11 protein-coding genes are annotated in these 15,566 nt (G+C 66.1%); 5 read left to right on the top strand and 6 right to left on the bottom strand.

All coding sequences use genetic code 11. The features are described 5' to 3' along the window. Window positions 1-111 precede the first annotated feature (111 nt). Window positions 112-1,773, bottom strand: a complete 1,662-nt coding sequence (locus ACM42_RS03505; RefSeq protein WP_271526613.1) for an electron transfer flavoprotein-ubiquinone oxidoreductase — start codon at window positions 1,771-1,773, stop codon at window positions 112-114. Between the two features lie 135 nt (window positions 1,774-1,908). On the opposite strand from ACM42_RS03505, the gene ACM42_RS03510 reads away from it, so the two are divergent. Further along, on the top strand, window positions 1,909-2,721 hold the full coding sequence (locus ACM42_RS03510; RefSeq protein ID WP_271526614.1) for a uracil-DNA glycosylase: 813 nt from the start codon (window positions 1,909-1,911) through the stop codon (window positions 2,719-2,721). Between the two features lie 127 nt (window positions 2,722-2,848). On the opposite strand, the gene ACM42_RS03515 is transcribed toward ACM42_RS03510, so the two are convergent. The 4 genes from ACM42_RS03515 to ACM42_RS03530 form a co-directional block, all read right to left on the bottom strand. Then, window positions 2,849-4,357 (bottom strand): glycosyltransferase family 39 protein, encoded by a 1,509-nt coding sequence (locus tag ACM42_RS03515; RefSeq protein ID WP_271526615.1) that lies wholly within the window; start codon window positions 4,355-4,357, stop codon window positions 2,849-2,851. 264 nt (window positions 4,358-4,621) lie between these two features. Next, on the bottom strand, window positions 4,622-5,479 hold the full coding sequence (locus tag ACM42_RS03520) for a ribonuclease HII (RefSeq protein WP_271526616.1): 858 nt from the start codon (window positions 5,477-5,479) through the stop codon (window positions 4,622-4,624). Between the two features lie 76 nt (window positions 5,480-5,555). Beyond that, complete coding sequence (locus ACM42_RS03525; protein WP_271526617.1) at window positions 5,556-6,011, bottom strand: VOC family protein; 456 nt, start codon at window positions 6,009-6,011, stop codon at window positions 5,556-5,558. Window positions 6,012-6,035: 24 nt separating this feature from the next. Then, window positions 6,036-7,199: a PA0069 family radical SAM protein gene (locus ACM42_RS03530; protein ID WP_271526618.1), complete on the bottom strand. Its 1,164-nt coding sequence runs from the start codon at window positions 7,197-7,199 to the stop codon at window positions 6,036-6,038. Between the two features lie 232 nt (window positions 7,200-7,431). On the opposite strand from ACM42_RS03530, the gene ACM42_RS03535 reads away from it, so the two are divergent. The 4 genes from ACM42_RS03535 to ACM42_RS03550 all read left to right on the top strand — a co-directional run bounded on the left by ACM42_RS03535 (window position 7,432) and on the right by ACM42_RS03550 (window position 14,672). After that, complete coding sequence (locus ACM42_RS03535; RefSeq protein ID WP_271526619.1) at window positions 7,432-9,846, top strand: phosphoketolase family protein; 2,415 nt, start codon at window positions 7,432-7,434, stop codon at window positions 9,844-9,846. A gap of 2 nt (window positions 9,847-9,848) precedes the next feature. After that, the gene (locus ACM42_RS03540; RefSeq protein WP_271526620.1) at window positions 9,849-11,039 is read left to right on the top strand and encodes an acetate/propionate family kinase; all 1,191 of its coding nucleotides are present in this window, start codon (window positions 9,849-9,851) and stop codon (window positions 11,037-11,039) included. A gap of 83 nt (window positions 11,040-11,122) precedes the next feature. Continuing rightward, window positions 11,123-13,051, top strand: coding sequence for a hypothetical protein (locus ACM42_RS03545; RefSeq protein WP_271526621.1), 1,929 nt, complete (start codon window positions 11,123-11,125; stop codon window positions 13,049-13,051). Window positions 13,052-13,061: 10 nt separating this feature from the next. Beyond that, window positions 13,062-14,672, top strand: a complete 1,611-nt coding sequence (locus tag ACM42_RS03550) for a PEP/pyruvate-binding domain-containing protein (protein ID WP_271526622.1) — start codon at window positions 13,062-13,064, stop codon at window positions 14,670-14,672. Here the strand turns inward: ACM42_RS03550 and ACM42_RS03555 are convergent. Then, window positions 14,666-15,505, bottom strand: coding sequence for an RMD1 family protein (locus ACM42_RS03555; RefSeq protein ID WP_271526623.1), 840 nt, complete (start codon window positions 15,503-15,505; stop codon window positions 14,666-14,668). The genes ACM42_RS03550 and ACM42_RS03555 overlap by 7 nt on opposite strands. Window positions 15,506-15,566: the final 61 nt, after the last annotated feature.

Genomic DNA, 15,566 nt, shown 5'->3' on the forward strand with positions numbered 1-15,566 from the left:
GAATCCGCCAAGAGCGCCCCAAGACGCCGCTACTATGGCCTTATCGTGGCCGCGGCGGGTGGCCGCAGCCGGGTCCTCACGCGAACGTGCGCCAGATCACCAGACCTGCCCTTACATCGCCTCGTAGTTCGGGCCGCCGCCGCCCTCGGGCGGAACCCAGGTGATGTTGCCATTGGGGTCCTTTACGTCGCAGGTTTTGCAGTGGACGCAGTTCTGGGCGTTGATCTGGAAGCGCGGGCCAGAGCCCTCCTCGATCCATTCATAGACGCCGGCCGGGCAATAGCGGTTCGAAGGACCGGCAAAGACGTCATGTTCGGAGGTCTTCTGGAGGTTCATGTCCGTGACCTTCAGATGGACCGGCTGGTCCTCCTCATGGTTGGTGTTGGACAGGAACACCGAGGACAGCTTGTCGAACGAGATCTTGCCATCCGGCTTCGGGTAGACCTTGGGCGTGTGCTGCCTGGCCGGATCGAGCGTGGCGCGATCAGGCTTGGCGTGCGACTGGGTGCCGAACAGCGAGGCGCCGAACAGCGTGTTGCACCACATGTCGAAGCCGCCCAGCGCGACGCCGAGCACGGTGCCGAACTTCGACCACAGCGGCTTGACGTTGCGGACCAGAAACAAATCCTTGCCGACCGACGACGTGCGCCAGGCATTCTCGTATTCGACGAGTTCGTCATTGGCGCGATCGGCGGCAAGCGCGGCTGCGACGTGCTCGGCCGCGAGCATGCCGGTACCCATCGCATTGTGCACACCCTTGATGCGCGGCACGTTGACGAAGCCGGCCGCGCAGCCGATCAGCGCGCCGCCGGGGAAGCTGAGCTTCGGCACCGACTGGTAGCCGCCCTCGGTGATCGCGCGCGCGCCGTAAGCGAGCCGCTTTGCGCCCTCGAAGGTACCGCGGATCGAGGGATGAGTCTTGAAGCGCTGGAATTCGTCGAACGGGGACAGATACGGATCGTCGTAGTTGAGATGGACGACGAAGCCGACGGCGACGAGATTGTCGTCGTAGTGATAGAGGAACGAGCCACCGCCGGTCTTCATGTCGAGCGGCCAGCCGAACGAATGCTGGATCAGGCCCTTCTGGTGCTTGGCGGGGTCGATCTGCCAGACTTCCTTGAGGCCGATGCCGAACTTCGGTGGCTCGCTCTTGGCGTCCAGGGCGAATTTGTTGATGAGCTGCTTGGTCAGGCTGCCTCGGGCGCCTTCGGCGAACAGGGTGTACTTACCGAGCAATTCCATGCCGCGGGTAAAAGAGTCCTTCGGCTTGCCGTCGCGGCCGACGCCCATGTCTCCGGTGGCGATGCCCTTGACCTTGCCGTCCTCGTCATAAAGCACTTCGGCCGCCGCAAAGCCCGGATAGATCTCGACGCCGAGCGCCTCGGCCTTGCGCGCCAGCCAGCGGCAGACATTGCCGAGCGAGCCGATGTAGCAGTGATGATTGTCCATCAGCGGCGGCATCAGAAAATTCGGCAGCTTGATCGCACCGCCGGCCGTCATCCAGTAGAAGCGGTCGTCCTTGACCTGCGTCTTGAGCGGGCAGTCGGCATCCTCGCGCCAGTCGGGGATCAGCTTGTCGAGCCCGGCCGGGTCGATCACGGCGCCCGAGAGAATATGCGCGCCGACCTCGGAGCCCTTCTCCACCACGACCACGTTGAGATCGGCGTTGAGCTGCTTGAGCCGTATCGCAGCGGACAGACCCGAGGGGCCGGCGCCGACGATGACGACGTCGAATTCCATGGATTCGCGCGGGGGAAGTTCTTCGGTGCTCATCTGATCTCAGCCCTTGAGACGGTCCTTGGTCGTTTGCGCCCTCTTGTTTCCGATTTTTCCGGGTAGGACAACCATGGAAATGCGTTTCGTCGGGGTGCAAGGCCGTCCAAGGTGATATAAAAGTCAGACTTTCCCATGATCCCCGAACCCGCACCCACCGTCCGAGAGCTGCTCGCCTTCTATCTGGAGGCCGGTGTCGACTGCGCGCTTGCGGAGGAACCGATAGATCGCCTGGCGGAAATCGATGCTCCGCCGCCCAGCCCGCGCACGCCGCCGGTCGAGGCACCGCGGCCGGTCGCCGCGCCCGCGGTCATGCGCGGCGAAGCCGCGCCTGCACCGGACGTCGCCATCGCCTCGGCACGCGAGGCCGCGCGCACAGCGCCGACGCTGGAGGCACTGCGCGAGCTGATGCAGGGCTTCGAGGGCTGCGCGCTGAAGCACACCGCAACGCGGCTGGTGTTCGCCGACGGCAATCCGCAGGCGCGCATCATGTTCGTCGGCGAAGCGCCGGGCCGCGACGAGGACATTGAGGGGCTGCCTTTCGTCGGACGCAGCGGCAAGCTGCTCGACCTCATGATCGGCGCGATCGGGCTCAACCGCACCACCGCCTACATCGCGAACGTCATTCCCTGGCGACCGCCCGGCAACCGCACGCCGACGCCGCAGGAAACGCAAATCTGCCTGCCCTTCATCCAGCGCCATATCGAACTCGTGAACCCGGACGTGCTGGTGACGCTCGGCAATCCCTCGACGCAGACTCTGCTCGGAACGCGTGAAGGCATCATGCGCACGCGCGGACGCTGGTTCGATTACGATACCGGGGGGCGCACCATCCGCGCGCTGCCGACGTTCCACCCGGCCTATCTCTTGCGCTCGCCATCCTACAAGCGATTGTCCTGGCAGGACCTGCGATCGATCGCGAAGGCCCTCGCGCAAGGCGCGACGTAACCACATGCGCGGCGTCATTCCGGGGCGCGGCAAAGCCGCGAGCCCGGAATCCATTCATCCACCAACTCTGTCGCTCGATGGATTCCGGGCTCTCGCTTCGCGAGCCCCGGAATGACAACGTGCGTGGCTACGTCCCCTTCGGCCGCACGATGGCCCAGCCGATGCGGAGCAGCTGCTGGCGGCCGGTCACCAGCCATTCGAAGGCGCGCGGGACTTCCGGCACGATGCCGGGGAAGCGCTTGAGGATATCCGGCGGCGGGGTGCCGGCGGTATCGGACGCGCGCCAGACCACGACGCCCCCAGTCTCGCTGAATTTTGCCTGATTCATCCACGGCGTGCGCGCAGGATCGGCATCGATGAACAGATGCGGCCGGCCGGAATGCAGCGCGATCAGGCTGGCGAGTTGCGTCTCGCCGGCGACGGCACGCAGGCGATGGTTGGTGCGCCGGGCAAAGCTCTCGTCGAAGAAGTCCGAGATCGCGCGCGCCGGCATCGAGGTCGCAATCTCGTTGGCGCCGGTCCAGGGCAGGAACAGGACCGCAAGCACGACGCCGGCGGCGGGTGCGACGACGGCGGCGGCCCATACCATGCGCAGCATCCGCGTGCGGCGCATCGCGATGAGATCGCCGGCCGCAACGACCACGGCAAGCCCGGGCATGACCAGCACGACCCCGGCGCCGCCGACGACGGAGTCGAGCCCGAGCAGGCCGGAGATCAGCACCGCGCCGAGCGGCGGAGCCAGCGCGAAGAAATAGACGAAGTTGCGCGCGAGCGGCTCGACCGGCGGTCGGTAGATGATCGGCGGTTCCTCGCCCTTGCCGTCGAACATCCCGGTGTTGAGGAAGGTCAGCGCCGGGATCGCGGCAGCCCCGAGCACGAGTCCGCCGAACAGCCAAGCCGCATGCAGCGCGCGGGCGTTGAGCTCGGCGACTTGCGGCAAGGCCGGCATCGTCAACGTCTCGGCCCGCATCAGCCACACCGCATAGGGCAGCGCCAGCACGGCGACGACGATCAGCGCAAAGAGCGGATCGAGCCCGCGCAGGGTCCGCCGGCCGCGGGCGGTCGAGACCGCGAAGACGACGATCAGCAGGAGGAGAAAGATCGCCGCCGGTGTCGTCAGCAGCAAGAGGCCCGCTTCAATCGACCAGGCGAACCAGGCATTGCCGCGGCGCTGGCCGATGATCTGCCAGGAATGCAGCAGCAAGAGCGCCCAGAGCGGCCGCGCCAGCACCAGGGGGCCGAAGTCGAGCGCAGGCGAGGAGAAGGCCAGCACCGTCATCGTCAGCAGCACGGCGAGCACCGCCTGCTGCGAGCCGATCACGGCACGAGAGAGATGATAGAGCGCGATGAAGGTCGCGATCTCGCAGAGCTGGGCGAGGACATAGACGCCCAGCATGTGGCCGCCGGCGGCACGATAGGCAATGTCGGCGAGCCAGACCGGCAACGGCGGGCCGAGATCGGTGCCGACCTGGTATTCCCTGCCGAAGGCCAGAACGGTCGCGAGGTTGCCGGGCGGGCTGCGGTAGAACACCAGCGCCACGAACAGCCACATCAAAGCCTGGAGCAGCACGGCAATCCATACGATCAGCCGCGGCCGGGCGCGAATGAGCTCGATGACCAGGGAGGTAAACCGCATGCAACGTCCGAATGATGCAGCCAGTCCAGCCGGCCCTATTCGCTCACGAACACTTTGATAAGGGGCACCGCGCGTCGTGGCAACTTCGGTCTGCCCCCTCTCCCCGTTCTTACAGGCTGAGGCACAAGCACACCTGAGCACACTTGCGCTATCGGTCGTCATGCCCGGGCTTGTCCCGGGCATCCACGTTCTTCGGACGGTGCGTAAGGCGTGGATGGCCGGGTCAAGCCCGGCCATGACGGGTGGTAGAGCTGTGGGGTCGATTTAGAGATTTGCCGAGACGTCGATCTCGACGGCCGCGTCCACTTGCACCTCGACCTCTGTCACCGCGAAAAGATCCTGCACCGGCTCGGCGGTCCAGGGCATATGCTTGGCGCGGGCGGCGGCGACCGGGGCGAAGAAGCGGCGGTGGTGGACGGAGGGGCCGAGGCGGTCGAGCGCCTCGATATGGTCGGGGACGGCGTAGCCCTTGTGCTGCTCGAAGCCGTAGCCGGGGCAGTCCTGGGCCAGCGCGCACATCAGCCGATCACGCGTCACCTTGGCGACGATGGATGCCGCGGCGATCGACAGCACGATACCGTCGCCGCCGATCACCGCCTCGCAATCGCATTCGGTGTCGAGCCGGTCGCGGCCGTCGACGAAGACGTGCCTGGGCGCCTCCGGCAGTGCCACCACGGCGCGCTTCAGTGCCCACAGCGAGGCACGCAGGATGTTGTCGCGGTCGATCCGCGAGGGCGAGGCGACGGCGACCGAGACCTGCGCGGTGGCGCAGATCTTGTCGAACAGCTTCTCGCGCTCCTCGGCAGTCAGCCGCTTGGAATCATCGATACCGCGCGGGATGCGATCGGGATCGAGAATCACAGCCGCTGCCACCACGGGACCGGCCAGCGGGCCGCGGCCGGCCTCGTCGCACCCGGCAACAGGCCAGACGCCGCGCTTGATCAGCGCGCGCTCGCGGCGGAAGCTAGGAGGAGCAATGGCAATGATGCCTTTCCTGCCGGCAGGAACCTTCGGAGCCTTGGCCGGAGGCGCTTTGGCCTCGTTGGCAGGCGCAGCCTTCTTCGCAGCCTCCTTTTTTGGCGCGTCTTTGGCTGGGTTCTTGGCGGACTTGTCCCGAATCATGGCCGGGATCGTGCGCAAGGGGCTTCGCCAGCGCAACCGGGAACCCAGGATAATTCCCGTTATTCAGACGGCCGTTCTAATCCGCCAGATGCACCCGGCGGTCCCCGCCCACCTCGATACCGGGCGCGACCACGACCTCCCAAGGATGGCCGTCGGGGTCGGTGAAATAGCCGGAATAGCCGCCGTAGTCGGTCTCGTGCGCCGCCCTCAGCAGGCCGGCCCCCTTCCCGATGGCGAAGGCCAGCACCGCATCGACCTCCTCACGCGTCCGGCAGTTCCAGGCGAGCGTCATGCCGCGAAAGGTCGATGGCCTCGGCGCGTCCTGCAAGGTCGCGTCTGCCGCGAGCTGATCCCACGGATACAGGGCGAGCACCGGACCGCCGGTATCGTAGAAGGCGACGGCCTCGTCGGTTGCCTTCAGCCGGCGCGAGAAGCCGAGTGCATCGTAAAAGGCGATGCTGGCGCGGATGTCGCCCACGCCAAGCGTGACGACGGTGAGCCTCGGCACCGGAGCCGCCAATTCCTGACTCATGCCATGCCTCTTTCACCTTCCCCATCAGAACAGGCTGAGCTGATCGCCGTTCCGCTTCGGCCGCGCAAAGTGATCCGTGGTCAGCTTGGAGCGCCGCTTGTTGAGGCCGAGCCTGTCGCAGGCGATCTCGAAGCGGCGGCCGATGGTCCAGGCCATCGGGCCGGTGCCCTTCATCCGCTCGCCCCATTTCGCATCGTAGTCGCGCCCGCCGCGCATGTCGCGAATCAGGGTGAAGACGTGGCGATAGCGGTCCGGATAGTTCGCCATCAGCCATTCACGGAAGAGATCGCGGACCTCCAACGGCAGCCGCAGCAGCACATAGGAGGCTTCCTTGACGCCGGCATGGGCGGCGGCATCGAGGATGCGCTCGATCTCGGAATCGTTCAGCGCGGGGATCACGGGCGCGACCATCACCGTGGTCGGAATGCCCGCATCCGAGAGCAGCTTCAGCGCCTCCAGCCGCTTCGGCGGCGTCGAAGCCCGCGGCTCCATGGTGCGCGCGAGCTTGGGATCGAGCGAGGTGACCGAAATCGCGACCTTGGCGAGGTTGCGCTTGGCCATCCGCGCCAGAATGTCGATGTCGCGCACCACCAGCGCGGATTTGGTGACGATGCCGACCGGATGGCTGGCGCGTTCCAGCACCTCGAGGATTCCGCGCATGATCTTTCGCTCGCGCTCGATCGGCTGGTAGGGATCGGTGTTGGTGCCGATCGCGATCATCCTGGGTTCGTAGCCGGTGGCGGCGAGCTCCTTCTCGAGCAGCGCCGGCGCCTCGGGCTTCACGAACAGCTTCGACTCGAAATCCAGGCCTGGCGACAAACCGAGATAGGCATGCGTCGGTCGCGCGAAGCAGTAGACGCAGCCGTGTTCGCAGCCGCGATAGGGATTGATCGAGCGGTCGAAGCCGATGTCTGGGGAATCGTTGCGGGTGATCACCTTGCGCGAGGTGTCGACACCGACACTGGTCTTGAACGGCGGCAGCTCTTCCAGGCTCTGCCAGCCGTCATCGAAAGCGACGCGCGCCTCGGCCTCGTAACGGCCGCTGGCATTGGATTGCGCGCCCCGCCCTCGCCTTCGCGCGCGATCGATGGCGACGCCAAGCTCGGGGAAATCTGAAGGCGCACCCGCCGGCTCGGAGGGCGCCGTGACCGGCGGGTGCTTGAGAGCATGAGAGGATGCTGGACTCATGCAATCAAGATAGCACGCAAAAGGAACAAATCAAGAACACAAACAAAAAACGTGAAAACAACCCCATGCAAAGTAGCCGCCCAAATTTCGAGCGCGCGGCTTTGACCTCACGCAATACGCCTGTCACGACGATTTCGTTTGATCCCACACGACGATTTCGTTTGATCCCACACAGGGATCGATCGTGCCGGAACAAAGTTGGTGACGATCGCTGGGTGAAAGCCGAAGGAACATGACGATTCAACAAAGAACGGCCGTCGCGACCGGCGACCTCGATCTGCTCGATCGCTATTGGCGCGCCGCCAACTACCTCTCGGTCGGGCAGATCTACCTGCTCGACAATCCGTTGCTGCGCGAGCCGTTGCGGCCCGAGCATATCAAGCCGCGTTTGCTCGGCCATTGGGGCACCACGCCCGGCCTGAACTTCATCTATGCCCATCTCAATCGCGTGATCCGCGCGCTGGACCTCAACATCATCTATGTCTGCGGGCCCGGCCATGGCGGCCCCGGCATGGTCGCCAACACCTATCTCGAAGGCAGCTACAGCGAGATCTATCCCGACATCGCGCGCGATGCGGACGGATTGCGCAAGCTATTCAGGCAGTTCTCCTTCCCCGGCGGCATTCCGAGCCACGCGGCGCCGGAAACGCCGGGCTCGATCCACGAAGGCGGCGAGCTCGGCTACGCGCTGGTGCACGCCTATGGCGCGGCCTTCGACAATCCTGATTTGATCGTCGCCTGTGTCGTCGGCGACGGCGAGGCCGAGACCGGCCCTCTCGCCGCGTCCTGGCACTCGAACAAGTTCCTGAACCCGGCGCATGACGGCGCGGTGCTGCCGATCCTGCATCTCAACGGCTACAAGATCGCAAATCCCACCGTGCTCGGACGGATGGGAGATGCGGAGATCCGCGATCTCTTCCGCGGGTACGGCCACGAGCCGCTGTTCGTCGCGGGCGATGATCCCAAATTGATGCACCGTGCCATGGCGGATGCGCTCGATGTCGCACTCGCCAGCATCCGCTCGATCCAACAGCACGCCCGCGACGGGCGGACAAGCGTCGAGCGGCCGCGCTGGCCGATGATCGTGCTGCGCAGCCCGAAGGGCTGGACCGGCCCGAAGGAAGTCGACGGCAAGAAGGTCGAGGGCTTTTGGCGCGCGCATCAAGTGCCTGTCGCCGGCTGCCGCGAAAATCCGGCGCACCTGAAAGTGCTCGAAGACTGGATGCGCAGCTACGAGCCGGAAAAACTGTTCGACGCGAACGGCGCGCTCGCTCCCGAGCTTCAGGCGCTCGCACCTGAAGGTGTCAGGCGCATGGGCGCCAATCCTCACGCCAATGGCGGCCTGTTGAAAAAGGAGCTGAAGCTGCCCGACTTCCGCAGCTTCGCGGTCGAGGTGCGGCAGCCCGGCGGCACCGTCGCCGAAGCGACGCGCGAGCTCGGCAAATTCCTGCGCGACGTCATCCGCCTCAACGCGCAACAGCGCAATTTCCGCATCATGGGGCCGGACGAGACCGCGTCGAACCGGCTAGATGCCGTGTTCGAGGCCACCGAACGCGTCTGGATGGAGCCGATCGAATCCTACGACGTGCACCTCGCCCAGGACGGTCGCGTGATGGAGGTCTTGAGCGAGCATCTCTGCCAGGGCTGGCTCGAGGGTTATCTGCTCACGGGGCGGCACGGCTTCTTCTCCTGCTACGAGGCCTTCATCCACATCGTGGATTCCATGTTCAACCAGCATGCCAAATGGCTGAAGGTCACGCGCGAGCTGCCGTGGCGGCGCCCGATCGCCTCGCTCAATTATCTCCTGACCTCGCATGTCTGGCGTCAGGACCATAACGGCTTCAGCCATCAAGACCCCGGCTTCGTCGATCTCGTCGCCAACAAGAAAGCAGACATCGTCCGCATCTATTTCCCGCCGGATGCCAACACACTGCTGTGGATCGCCGATCACTGCCTGCGCACCTACAACCGCATCAACGTCATCGTCGCCGGCAAGCAGCCGGCGCCGCAATGGCTCTCGATGCGGGACGCGGCGACGCATTGCGATGCCGGGATCGGCATCTGGACCTGGGCCGGAACGGAGGATGGAAAGAGCGAACCCGACGTGGTGATGGCCTGCGCCGGCGACGTGCCGACGCTGGAGACGCTCGCCGCCGTCGACCTCTTGCGCAAGGCGCTGCCCGACTTGAAGATCCGCGTCGTCAACGTCGTCGACCTCATGACGCTGCAACCCAGGGGTCAGCACCCGCACGGCCTCTCCGGCCGCGACTTCGACGGCCTGTTCACGTCGGACAAGCCCGTGATCTTCGCCTATCACGGCTATCCCTATCTCATTCACCGGCTGACCTATAACCGCACCAACCATGCCGGCATGCATGTGCGCGGCTTTGCCGAGGAAGGCACCACGACGACGCCGTTCGACATGGTCGTGCTCAACGGGCTCGACCGTTACCATCTCGCGATCGAGGCGATCGAACGCGTGCCGGGTCTGGCGACCAAGGCCGCCCATGTGAAGCAGCAGTTCCGCGACAAACTGATCGAGCATTCCCGCTATATCCGCGAGCATGGCGAGGACATGCCCGAGATCCGCGACTGGGTCTGGCCGAACAGCGCTGGCGGCAACACGCCGGCCGAAGCCGGCGACTAGCCATGCCGGACACGGTCCTCGTCCTCAACTCGGGATCGTCGAGCATCAAGTTCGGCCTGTTCGACGTCTCGGCGGCTGAGCCCTCCCTGCTCTGCAAGGGCCTGCTCGACGAACACGAGGCAAGACCCCGGCTCGTGGTGAAGGACCCCGCGGGCGCAGACCTGTTCGAGACACGAAGGGACGCGCCAGACGCCGCCGGCGGCCATCTGTTCGCCGACGTGCTCGGCTTCATCGAGGACCGGTTCGGCGAACGCAGCCTGCGGGCCGTCGGTCACCGCATCGTTCACGGCGGGCCGGATTATTCCGGCCCGGTCGCGCTGACGGACGACATCACCGCGAAGCTGCAGGCATTGACACCATTGGCGCCGTTGCACCAGCCGCGCTGCCTTGCGCCGGTCCGCACGTTCGCGGCGATCCGGCCCGAACTGACGCAGATCGCATGTTTCGACACCGCCTTCCACCACGGCCTCGCGCCGCCGGCGAGCCGCTTCGCCATTCCCAGACGCTTCGAGGCGCGTGGCGTCAGGCGCTATGGCTTTCACGGTCTCTCTTTCGAATATGTCGCGGGACGCCTTTCCGAGATCGCGCCGGAGCTTGCGACCAGACGCACCGTCATCGCGCATCTCGGCAACGGCGCCAGCCTCTGCGCATTGCGCGATGGCCGCAGCATCGACACCACGATGGGGCTGACGCCGCTCGACGGCCTCGTGATGGGCACGCGCTGCGGCACGATCGATCCCGGCGTGCTGCTCTATCTGCAGCAACACGAGAACATGTCGGTCGAAGAGGTCCAGCACCTGCTCTATCACGAGTCGGGCCTCTTCGGCGTCTCCGGCACCTCCGCGGACATGCGCATGCTGCTCGCGAGCGGCGAGATTGCTGCGCGAGAGGCGGTCGATCTCTTCACCTTCCGTGCGGCGCAGGCTGTCGCAATGATGGCGACCACGCTCGGCGGCCTGGACTGCCTGGTCTTCACCGGCGGCATCGGCGAACATGCCAAGGAGATCCGCGGCGCGATCGGCGAGCGTCTCGCATGGATGGGCGTGCGCATCGATGCCGCCAGCAACGACGCGGCGCGCGGGCGTATCAACGGCGGCGACAGCGCCGTCGAAATCTTCGTCATTCCAACCAATGAAGAGATGACGATCGCGCGCCATTGCGCCGCTCTGATCCGTGGGCGCCACGTCACGTGACACATTTATGAATGATCTGCCGCAATGCTGCCGCCGCGGTTTAGCGGCACAGAGACCGCATCAATCCTGGTTGCGGACCGATCATGAAAACCCAGATCATCGAAGAGCTCGGACAAGGCAGCATCCTGTTGCCCGCGCTGGTGGCGGAAGGGCTCGCCGCCAACGACCGCATCAAGGTGCGGATGAGCGCACTGCAGGCGGCGGCCCGGCATGCGCAGGAGCCTGACCGGCCCGCCAATGACCTTGCCGTCGAAAGCCAGACTGCAGGCATCGCCCCCGCGGGGATCGCGGCGCTGATCGGCGGCGCGCATCTGATCGGACAGGGCCGGCTCGCGGCCCCCGATCTTGGGAAGCTGATGCAGGAGATTGCGGACGATGCAGCGACCATGATCCGCGCCGTCGGCGCCGGCGCGGTGAGCGAAGGCGAAAGGGCGCAGGCACGGCTCGACGTGATCCGCACAGCCGGCCTGCTCGATGCCACCGGCGAGATCGAGATGTCCCGCATCTCGCGCCTGACCGGCGTCGCCGATGCAGGCAGCGACAGCCTGCATCGCCTCGTCATGGATCTGCACAAGCAGCTCAACCAGCTTGCGGCGAGCTGCTCGGAGGAAGCGCTCGACGGCGCCCATGTCTTCGGCCTGCACAGCGAGGACCGGCCGGCCGTCGTCGCCTTCATGAAGGGCCTGAACGCGACGCGGGGTCTCAAGTTCAACCATCCAGGCCTCGACACCATGGCCACACGCGCCGGCGGCCGGCTGCTGATCCAGAACGACATCGGCACCACGGACGCCCATGTCGTCGTGATCGCCGTGAAGAAGAACGCGGTCACGGTGACCTACACCGACGTGCATCTGGCGCGGGCGAAGTTCTTCATCTCGCTGTTCGACGCGTTCGAGGTGACGTGGAGCGGGCTTGATCGTCATACCGCAGCCGGCCTCGGCGAAGACAATTCATTCTATCTCGTCACCGGGCAGCATCAGGCCGACCACGCCGCCGATCGCAACGAATTCCTCGCCGCGCTCGGTTCCGCACTGGTTTTCCTGATCGACTGGAACAAGGCGCGCAAACTGCTCAGGACCTGGGTCGCCAAGGATGACGCGGCACGCATCCTCGAATGGGCTGCGCGTCAGCGGATCGGCCATCGCGGCTTCCTCGAGCTCGGCGGCAACGATCTGCTGGGCTCTGCTGTCCGGAACGCCGCCCCCACACGGATCGGCTTCGGCGAGCGGCTCGACCAGGCGCTCGGCCGCAACGCTGCAATCGATTTCCTGAAGGCATCTCTGCGCGCGTCTACCGAGGCACTGCTTGCGGGCCGCTCGGTCAGGACGGTGCGCGACCAGATCGAAGCCGATCTGATGCGGCACCTCGATCGCGTCGACGGGACTCTGCTGGCAGCCGTGCTGCGTCAGATCGGCCTCGCCCACGATCTCGTCGCGGCGATCTCGCGCCATATTGCCGCGCTGCGCGCGAACCAGCCCGTCGATGGCAAGCTGTTGACGCAACGCTGCGGCGCGATCGAGCAGAAGGCGGACAGAATCGCGATCGAGAGCCGCAACGAGGTCGACCGCCTCAATGCCCGCCCGTTGATCGGACAATTGATCGATCGCGCCGAAGAAGCCGTCGACGAGCTGGAGCAGGCCGCATTCATCGCGGCGCTGATGCCGGAAAGGACCGATCCATCCCTGCTGGCATCGCTGGTCGAGCTTTGCACAGTGGCAGAGACCGCGACCGAAGTGGCCGCGAGCGGTGTCGCGGCTGCGATCGACGTGCCGGAGGGACGGCGCACCGATTCCGAGGACGCGCTCTCCGCCGTGACCCGCCTGATCGACGCCGAGCACGCCGCCGACAGCCGCGAACGCGCGATCACTGCACTGGTCTTCTGCGGCGGCTTCGACGTCGCGACCTCGCTGTCGGTGATCGAGCTCGCCCGCGCCGTCGAGCGCGCCACCGACCGCTTCGCCGCGTTCGGTCATCTGCTCCGCCGTCACATCATGATCGATCTCGCAGCTTGAGGAAGCCACCATGCATATCGTCCGTATCGGTGCTGAAGCCGCCGAATTGCGGCCCGCCGAAGAGATCGGCGCCAAGGCCGCCAATCTCGCCCGCATGGCGGCGCTGGGCCTGCCGGTGCCGCCTGCCTTCGTGCTACCGGTCAGGCTCTGCGCCGACATCATTGCCGGCCAAGCGCAGGCCACGCGACACCTGCGCGATGGCTTGAAGGAGGGAATCTCGTTCCTGGAAAGCGCCACCGGAAAGCGCTTCGGGGACCGCCGGCAGCCGCTCCTGGTGTCGGTGCGCTCGGGGGCGGCGCGATCGATGCCGGGCATGCTCGACACCGTTCTCAACGTCGGCTGCACGGTCGATGCCGTGCACGGCCTGATCCGTGCGACCGGCCGGCCGCGGCTCGCCTGGGATTGCCGCCGCCGTTTCCTGGAGAGCTTTGGCGAGACCGTGCTCGAGCTCGATCCGGCCGCCTTTGCCGCCTGCATCTCGGAACTCGTCGCAGCCGAAGACGTCGGCAGCGACCGTGAGCTCGACAGCGAAGCGCTCGAGCGGCTCGCCAGCCGCGAGCAGGCGCTGGTCGAGGATCGCGCCGATGCCCCGCTGGAGGACGCCATCGCGCAACTGGAGGCGGCGGCTCAGGCGGTCTATCGCTCTTGGATGAGCGAGCGTGCGCTGACCTATCGCAGCCTCCAGCACCTCGAAGCGCTCGAGGGTACCGCCGTGACCGTGCAGGCGATGGTCTTCGGCAATGGCGGTCTTGCCTCCGGCGCGGGCGTGGCATTCTCGCGCGATCCGTCGACGGGCGCGCGGCGCCCGATGATCGACCTCGTACTCGATGCGCAGGGCGAAGACGTGGTTTCCGGAAGACGCACACCTGATACGGCCGAGGCGATCGCCCGCGAGCTGCCGAAACTCGAATCGGAGCTCGGCGATATCCTGAGGCGACTCGAGCACGCGTTCGCCGACGTCCAAGACGTCGAGTTCACGGTCGAGAACGGCCGGCTCTGGATCCTCCAGACCCGCACCGCCAAGCGCACGCCGCGGGCCGCCGCCAGGATCGCGATCGACCTCGTGCATGAAGGCCTGATTTCGAAGGACGAGGCCTTGGAGCGGATTGCGGAGATCGACCTCGCCTCGCTCACCGAAACCAGGCTGGTTTCCTCCGGCAAGCCCGCGACGACCGGAATCGGCGCCTCCGGCGGCATCGGGATCGGACGGGCGGCGTTCTCGTCCGAAAGCGCCCAGCGCCTCTCGGCGGCGGGCGAGCCGGTCATCCTGCTGCGTCCCGATACCAGCACCGCCGACGTCGCAGGCTTCGCGCTGGCTGCCGGTATCGTCACATCGGTCGGCGCGCGCACCTCGCATGCGGCCTTGGTGGCGCGGCAAATGGGCAAGCCCTGCGTGGTCGGCTGCCGTGAGTTGAAGATCGATCCCGTCGCGAAGCGAGCTCAGCTCGGCCAAGTCGGCTTTGCCGAAGGCGAGTGGATGACGATCGAGGGCGACGCCGGAGAGCTCTATCTCGGACGCTGCGAGACGATCCGGACACGGCCCGAAGCCGAGCTTGCCGAGATCGCCACGTGGCAGGCGCAATCCGGCCAACATGGCCGGCGCGCCGCCGCGCCTCAGTGAGTGCCGGTCAGGATCTGAAAACAGCCGATCGCGACCTCGATCACGATCAGCACCACGACCGCAATCTCCAGGCGGAGCGAGCGCTGGGTGTCGATGATATCAGTCAGTGCGTTGGCGGTCTCCGACACCGCACTGAGCTTGCGCTCGAGCGTGTCGAGACGCTCCTTCAGCTCGTACTCGTCTTCGAGACGGGAATAGAGCCGGTCGAGCTCGGGCTTCTCCCAGAGCACGTCGGGCTTCTCGGCGATCGCGACGCGGCCGGCGACGCGCTGCTGCACCAGCAATGCATTGCCGATCAATTGCAGAATGCTCTTGCGCCGGCGCGGCGTGCGGCCGCGTTCGGCGAGCTCCCGCGCAAAGGGCTCGATCACATCGAAGACCGCGGCGACGCGGCGCTCGTCGCGCGCCAGCGACGTGCTCTTGGCGAGCGCATCGGCAACCAGCAACAGCCGGTCGTCGGAGAATTTGGCGAGGCAGATCGGCCCGCCCGGCTGGATCGCCTCTGCGGCTTCGTCGTGGCAGAGCTGTGCCTGCGCGATCTCCTCCTCGAACGGGCTGAGCTCTCCGGTGACGCGTGACTTCAGGTTGTCGATGAGGACCTTCTCCTCGGACGGAAGCAGCCCGATCAGCACGACGACGCCGTAGCGGAAGATCACGGCAAGACCGCCATGGACGCGGAAGGCGGCCGGCGTCGAGGACACCAGCGTGCCGATCTCCAGCCCCGACGCATTGATGCGGTCGCCCAGCATCAGCGCCCGGATCCGCAAGGTCGGCGCAGCCTCCTGCTTCGGCGACGCTGGCGCCATGCCAGCGGCGAGTTGATCGGCGTTCATGTGAGGCCTCCCCCGGCACCAGGATCGCACATTTTCCGTTCGACCTTATCTGGCAGGCTTC

It is taken from the genome of Bradyrhizobium sp. CCBAU 25338 (genome assembly GCF_028128965.1).
Classification (GTDB): Bacteria; Pseudomonadota; Alphaproteobacteria; order Rhizobiales; family Xanthobacteraceae; genus Bradyrhizobium; species Bradyrhizobium liaoningense.

Coding starts and splice junctions, on each gene's coding strand:
- ACM42_RS03550 (WP_271526622.1), top strand. CDS start 13,062: ATGCATATCGTCCGTATCGGTGCTGAAGCCGCCGAATTGCGGCCCGCC.
- ACM42_RS03505 (WP_271526613.1), bottom strand. CDS start 1,773: ATGAGCACCGAAGAACTTCCCCCGCGCGAATCCATGGAATTCGACGTC.
- ACM42_RS03510 (WP_271526614.1), top strand. CDS start 1,909: ATGATCCCCGAACCCGCACCCACCGTCCGAGAGCTGCTCGCCTTCTAT.
- ACM42_RS03525 (WP_271526617.1), bottom strand. CDS start 6,011: ATGAGTCAGGAATTGGCGGCTCCGGTGCCGAGGCTCACCGTCGTCACG.
- ACM42_RS03555 (WP_271526623.1), bottom strand. CDS start 15,505: ATGAACGCCGATCAACTCGCCGCTGGCATGGCGCCAGCGTCGCCGAAG.
- ACM42_RS03535 (WP_271526619.1), top strand. CDS start 7,432: ATGACGATTCAACAAAGAACGGCCGTCGCGACCGGCGACCTCGATCTG.
- ACM42_RS03520 (WP_271526616.1), bottom strand. CDS start 5,479: ATGATTCGGGACAAGTCCGCCAAGAACCCAGCCAAAGACGCGCCAAAA.
- ACM42_RS03515 (WP_271526615.1), bottom strand. CDS start 4,357: ATGCGGTTTACCTCCCTGGTCATCGAGCTCATTCGCGCCCGGCCGCGG.
- ACM42_RS03540 (WP_271526620.1), top strand. CDS start 9,849: ATGCCGGACACGGTCCTCGTCCTCAACTCGGGATCGTCGAGCATCAAG.
- ACM42_RS03530 (WP_271526618.1), bottom strand. CDS start 7,199: ATGAGTCCAGCATCCTCTCATGCTCTCAAGCACCCGCCGGTCACGGCG.
- ACM42_RS03545 (WP_271526621.1), top strand. CDS start 11,123: ATGAAAACCCAGATCATCGAAGAGCTCGGACAAGGCAGCATCCTGTTG.